General features: G+C 71.1%; 5 protein-coding genes and 1 tRNA gene. 5 read left to right on the forward strand and 1 reads right to left on the reverse strand.

Annotated elements, in window-relative coordinates; all coding sequences use genetic code 11:
* Positions 1–384 precede the first annotated feature (384 nt).
* Positions 385–470, reverse strand: a tRNA-Leu gene (locus VLJ82_RS15895).
* 169 nt (positions 471–639) lie between these two features.
* On the opposite strand from VLJ82_RS15895, the gene VLJ82_RS15900 reads away from it, so the two are divergent.
* The 5 genes from VLJ82_RS15900 to VLJ82_RS15920 all read left to right on the forward strand — a co-directional run.
* Positions 640–1,527, forward strand: coding sequence for an FhaA domain-containing protein (locus VLJ82_RS15900; protein WP_408664342.1), 888 nt, complete (start codon positions 640–642; stop codon positions 1,525–1,527).
* Positions 1,524–2,012: an FHA domain-containing protein FhaB/FipA gene (locus VLJ82_RS15905; protein WP_422653730.1), complete on the forward strand. Its 489-nt coding sequence runs from the start codon at positions 1,524–1,526 to the stop codon at positions 2,010–2,012. Before VLJ82_RS15900 ends, VLJ82_RS15905 begins: the two co-directional genes overlap by 4 nt.
* 4 nt (positions 2,013–2,016) lie before the next feature.
* The gene (locus VLJ82_RS15910) at positions 2,017–3,420 is read left to right on the forward strand and encodes a PP2C family protein-serine/threonine phosphatase (protein ID WP_408664343.1); all 1,404 of its coding nucleotides are present in this window, start codon (positions 2,017–2,019) and stop codon (positions 3,418–3,420) included.
* A 28-nt stretch (positions 3,421–3,448) separates the two neighbouring features.
* On the forward strand, positions 3,449–4,864 hold the full coding sequence (locus VLJ82_RS15915) for an FtsW/RodA/SpoVE family cell cycle protein (RefSeq protein ID WP_408664344.1): 1,416 nt from the start codon (positions 3,449–3,451) through the stop codon (positions 4,862–4,864).
* Positions 4,861–6,000, forward strand: a 1,140-nt coding sequence (locus VLJ82_RS15920; protein ID WP_408664345.1) for a penicillin-binding transpeptidase domain-containing protein, incomplete at its 3' end; no start/stop codon positions are given. The genes VLJ82_RS15915 and VLJ82_RS15920, both read left to right, overlap by 4 nt.

The raw sequence follows: 6,000 nt of genomic DNA on the forward strand, positions 1-6,000 counted from the left end.
GACCGTGTCCGCTCACCCTCACCGAGAGCCATCCTGCCGGCGGTTGTTGACTGGTGGTGCGGCCGACCTAAAGCCACCCCCATCGCCGGGCAGACCCTAGACAGCACCAGCGCGTCCGGCACGAACGCGTTGACACTAACGGCAAACTCCAGCCTCCGCGTCACAGCCGCTTCCATCACGTCGGCATGAGCCGAAGCCGTCCTACTGCTCGTCCACGACCTCGAGGTCCGGGTTATCCACGCCGCCACCGACGAACTGCTCCGCGACCTAGCCATCGACCCGCGCTGCGACTGCCAGCCCGCCGCCAACCCCGCAGCCAACAACAAAAGCCCTGAACCTCAATAAGGGGTTCAGGGCATCCCGGTGTCCTGAGACATCGCGAGCTGGTGGGCAAGGGGGGAGTTGAACCCCCACGTCCTTACGGACACACGGACCTGAACCGTGCGCGTCTGCCATTCCGCCACTTGCCCGAGGCGTCTTGAAAAGACGGCCCAGATTAGCACGACACCTCAGGCCCACCTGCGGGGCCCGGACCGGCGCTCGCGGATACCATCAACGGCATACCCGGGGCTCCTGAGGACCCCGCGAAGCCGCACAACATCACACCTGTGAGCCAGCTGGAGAGGGGGAACCGCACCGATGAGCCTCGCCCAGCGTTTCGAACGCCGGCTGGAGAGCATGGTCGGCGCGGCCTTCGCCCGGGTGTTCAAGGGCCAGGTGGAGCCGGTCGAGATCGGCAACGCCCTGCAGCGCGAGGCGCTGGACAAGAAGGCCGTGATGGGCAACGGCCAGGTGCTGGTGCCCAACCGCTACCGGGTCACCCTGGGCACCTCCGACTACGAGCGACTGGCGCCCTGGGAGGTCCAGCTGACCCGGTCGCTGGCCGAGCTGGTCCAGGAGTACCTCGACGACAACGGCCTGGCCACCATCGGTGACATCGAGGTCTACCTGGCCCACGACCATGCCCTGCACACCGGTGTCTTCGGAGTCGCCTCCCGGATGGAGCCGCAGGCCCCGCCGCGCCGCCGCCCGATGGACTCGATGTCGATGCCGGTGGTCGCCGGGCACCCGGACCAGTACCTGCAGCCGTACGGCTCGCCACCGCCGCAGGCCCCCCCGCAACGTCCCGAACCACCGCGCCAGGAGCGGCACCGGGCCGAGGAACCGCCGCCCACCCAGTTCTCGCCACTGGCCCAGCCCACGGTCGCAGCCCCCGCCGCCGAGCCGCGCCGGCCGGCCTACCAGCCCCGGCTCACGGTGGACGGCACCCCCAAGGTGGCCCACCTCAAGCCCGGCAGCAACATCATCGGCCGCGGCACCGGCTCGGACCTGCAGCTGATGGACCAGGGGGTCTCGCGCCGGCACGCCGACCTGCATGTGGCCGAGGGCCAGACCACCGTCTATGACCTCGGTTCCACCAACGGCACCCTGGTCAACGGCCACGCGGTGCGCAACCAGCCGCTGCAGCACGGCGACGTGATCCGGGTGGGGCACACCCGGCTGGTGTTCCACGAGGACGACTCTTGACCTCGCCACTGGCGATCCAGCTGATGCGGTTTGCCTTCCTGGCACTGCTCTGGCTGTTCCTGTACGGCATGGTCCGGGTGATCCGGATGGAGCTGCGGACCGCCGGCGCCCCCCGGGTGCAGGTGCCGGCCAAGCCCAAGGCGCGTCCCAGGCGCGGCCGGCCGGCGGCCGCCGAGGGCAGCCGCCCCGGCCGCGGTGCGCTGTCCCAGCTGATCGTCACCGAGGGGAGCCTGGCCGGCACCCGGGTCGCGCTGACCGGCAAGCCGATCCTGATCGGCCGGGCCAACGACTCGACCCTGGTGCTGACCGACGACTACGCCTCCACCCGGCATGCCCGGATCAGCGAGAACAACGGCGTCTGGTACCTGGAGGACCTCGGTTCCACCAACGGCACTTACGTGGGGCAGGCCAAGGTCGCCGAGCCGACCCCGCTGGAGGCCGGTGCGGTGATCCGGATCGGCAGGACTGCCATGGAACTCCGCTGACCGCATGGCGCTGACTCTCAAGTACGCGGTGCGCTCGGACCGGGGCCTGGTCCGGGGCAACAACGAGGACTCGGTGTACGCCGGTCCCCGGCTGCTGGCGATCGCCGACGGCATGGGCGGCCACGCGGCCGGCGAGGTGGCGTCCAAGATCGTCATCGGCACGCTGGAGAGCCTGGACGAGGACCGCCCGATCGCCGACCTGATCGGCGCGCTGCGCGACACGGTGGCCGACGCGACCGCGGCGCTGGCCCATGCGGTGGCCGAGAACCCGGCGCTGGAGGGGATGGGCACCACCCTCACCGCGATCCGGTTCGCCGGCAGCCGGATCGCGCTGGTGCACGTCGGCGACTCGCGCGCCTACCTGCTGCGCGGCGGCCAGCTCAGCCAGATCACCCACGACGACACCTACGTCCAGTCGCTGGTGGACTCGGGCAAGCTGACCGCCGACGAGGCCTCCCACCACCCGCGCAAGTCGGTGATCCTGCGTGCCCTCAACGGCACCGAGGTGGATCCGGACATCTCCATCCGGGAAGCCCGCAAGGGCGACCGGTACCTGCTGTGCAGCGACGGCCTGAGCGACGTGGTCACCGCCACCACGCTGCTCGAGACGCTGGCCGAGGGCACCCCGCAGGGCTGTGCCGATCGGCTGGTGGAGCTGGCGCTGCGCGGCGGCGGCCCGGACAACATCACCTGCATCGTCGCCGACGTGGTCGACGTCGCCCGGGGTGACGACGTGCCGATCGTGGGCGGCGCGGTGACCGACCGGGCTTCGGCCACCGATTCCGGCTCCAACTCGCCGGCAGCCCGGGCGGCCCGGATATCGGAGCCCGAGGTGGTCGAGCCGCCGGTCCCGTCCGGGCACCGTGGCAGCCGGCGCTGGCTGGTCGCGGGCCTGGTGGCGCTGCTGGTGGTGGGCGCGGCGGTGGGCGGCTACCTGTGGACCCAGCGGCAGTACTTCGTCGGCCGGGACGGCGACGAGGTGGCGGTGTTCCGGGGCGTGAACGCGCATTTCGGGCCGGTCAGCCTGTACTCGGTGATCGAGAACAGCGACCTCAAGATCGCCGACCTGACCCAGTCCGCCGGTGGGCAGGTGCTCAACGGCATCACCGCCAACAGCCGCGCGGACGCCGACGCGATCCTGGCGCGGCTGGCCGACGAGCTGAAGCCGCCGTGCCCGGCCGCCACCTCGACGACGCCGGCCCCGACGCCGACCCCGACGCCGACGGTCAGCCGGTCGGTGACCGCGTCGGCCGGCCGAACCCCGGTGCGCACGCCGACCCGGCCGGCTACCCGGGCGCCCAGCAGGGCGGCAACGAAGACGCCGGCCACCCCGACGCCGAGCCCGTCGACCGCCACGCCGCTGCCGTCGCCGTCGAACACCCCGGTCCCGGGGGTGGACTGCCGATGAGGGCTCTCGCAGAAAGCCGGGTCCGTCCGTGAGCCGGCCGAACCAGCTCCCCACCCGGCGCGGCACCGAACTGCTGTTCGTGGTCGCGGCGACCCTGATCGTGGCCTGCGCCGAGGCCTTCGTCGAGATCACCCGCAACAGCGAGCTGTCCAGCCACGTGGCCACCTACCCGCTGGTGGTGCTCGGCATCGGGCTGGTCTGCCACCTGGCGATCCGCCGGGCCGCCCGCTACGCCGATCCGCTGCTGCTGCCGTGCGCGGTGCTGCTGGTGGGGCTCGGGCTGGTGATGATCCACCGGCTCGACCTGGGCCTGGCCCAGCAGGCTGCCGAGAACGGCACCACCTACACCGGGGTGGCCGCGGCCAGCCAGGTGGTCTGGGCCTTCCTGGGCCTGGCGGTGTTCCTGGTGGTGCTGCTGGTGATCCGCGACCACCGGTCGCTGGCCCGCTACGCCTACACCCTGGCCCTCATCGGGCTGTTCCTGCTGATGCTGCCGGCGGTGCTGCCGGCCCAATACTCCGAGGTCAACGGGGCCCGGATCTGGATCCGGATCGCCGGTTTCTCCATCCAGCCCGGCGAGATCGCCAAGATCGCGCTGACCATCTTCGCCGCGTCCTACCTGGTCGACAAGCGCGACGTACTGTCGCTGGCCGGCCGGCGGCTGCTGGGCGTGGACCTGCCGCGCGGCCGGGACCTCGGACCGGTGCTGGTGGCCTGGCTGATCAGCATGGGCGTGCTGGTCCGCAACCACGACCTGGGCACCGCGCTGATGTTCTTCGGGCTGTTCGTGGTGCTGCTCTACGTGGCCACCGAACGGGTCAGCTGGGTGATCATCGGCGTGCTGCTGTTCGCGGGCGGCTGCGTGCTGTCCTACGAGCTGTTCGGCACCGTCAAACAGCGGGTCACGGTCTGGCTGCACGTCTTCGACTACCTGCAGGACGAGGGCTACCAGATGAGCCAGTCGCTGTTCGGGCTGGGCACCGGCGGGCTGTTCGGGGCGGGCCTGGGCGGTGGGCGTCCCGAGCTGGTGCCGGTGGCGAAGTCCGACTTCATCCTGTCCTCCTTCGGGGAGGAGCTGGGGCTGTTCGGACTGGTCGCCATCCTGAGCGTCTACCTGATCATCCTGTCCCGCGGGTTCGCCACCGCGCTCGCGGTCCGCGACTCGTTCGGCAAGCTGCTGGTCACCGGCCTGACCTTCTCACTCGGCCTGCAGCTGTTCGTGGTGGCCGGCGGCATCTCCCGGCTGCTGCCCGAAACCGGCCTCACCACCCCGTTCCTGTCCTACGGCGGCTCGTCGCTGGTGGCCAACTTCGGGCTGCTGGCCCTGCTGCTGCGGGTCTCCGACGCGGCCCGGCGGCCGCCCACCACGCCGCCGTCGGCGGTCACCACCGACAGCGGTCCGGTGCCGATCCAGGCTCGGGGTTCGTCAGGGGGGCCGTCGTGAACCGGCCGATCCGGCGGGTCGGGGTCTTCGTCGGCCTGCTGCTGCTGGCGGTGGTACTGAACCTGAACTGGGTGCAGGTGGTCAAGGCCGACCACTACCAGGACAACAGCGCCAACCGGCGGACCGTGCTGGACGAGTACAAGCGCCAGCGGGGCTCGATCGTGCTGGGCGGCTCGGGCACTCCGGTGGCCGAGTCGGTGCCGACCAAGGACGCGCTGATGTACCTGCGCAAGTACGCCAGCGGGCCGGTGTACGCGCCGGTGACCGGGTTCAACTCGCTGTACTACGGCAACACCGCCATCGAGTCGGCCGAGAACGGGGTGCTGGCCGGCACCGACGACCGGCTGTTCGTGCAGCGGCTGACCAGCCTGCTGACCGGCCGGGACACCCGGGGCGGCAACGTCATACTGACCATCAACAAGCAGGCGCAGGCCGCGGCCTACCAGGCGATGGGATCCCGGCGCGGCGCGGTGGTGGCGCTGGACCCGGCGACCGGCGCGATCCTGGCCGCGGTGAGCACCCCGTCCTACGACCCGAACGCGTTGAGCTCGCATGCGCCGGACGGCATCCAGGCCGCCTACAAGCGCTACAACGCCGACCCGGACAACCCGCTGCTCAACCGCGCGTTCAACGTCACCTACCCGCCGGGGTCGGTGTTCAAGGTGGTGGTGGCCAGCGCCGCGCTGAAGAACGGCCGGACGCCGCAGACCAGGATCCCGGCGCCGAATGCGCTGACCCTGCCGCAGACCCGCACCCAGCTGCGCAACTTCGGCGGCGAGCAGTGCGCGGACGGCAAGACCGACACCCTCCTCCACGCGCTGACCATCTCCTGCAACACCGCCTTCGCCCAGCTGGGCATGGATCTGGGCACCGACACCATCAAGCAGCAGGCGGCGCTGTTCGGCATCGACGACAACGACTTCGCCGTGCCGGTGCCGGTGGCCGGATCGGCGGTCGGGCCGATCGTCGACCAGGCCGCGCTGGCCCAGTCCAGCATCGGCCAGCGCGATGTCCGGGTGACGCCGCTGCAGGCGGCGATGATCTCGGCGGCGGTGGCCAACGGCGGCCGGTTGATGAAGCCGTACCTGGTCGCGGAGGAGCAGGCGCCGAACCTGGCGGTATTGAGCCATCCCGAC

The organism is Jatrophihabitans sp., assembly GCF_035474675.1.
Taxonomy (GTDB): domain Bacteria; phylum Actinomycetota; class Actinomycetes; order Mycobacteriales; family Jatrophihabitantaceae; genus Jatrophihabitans_A.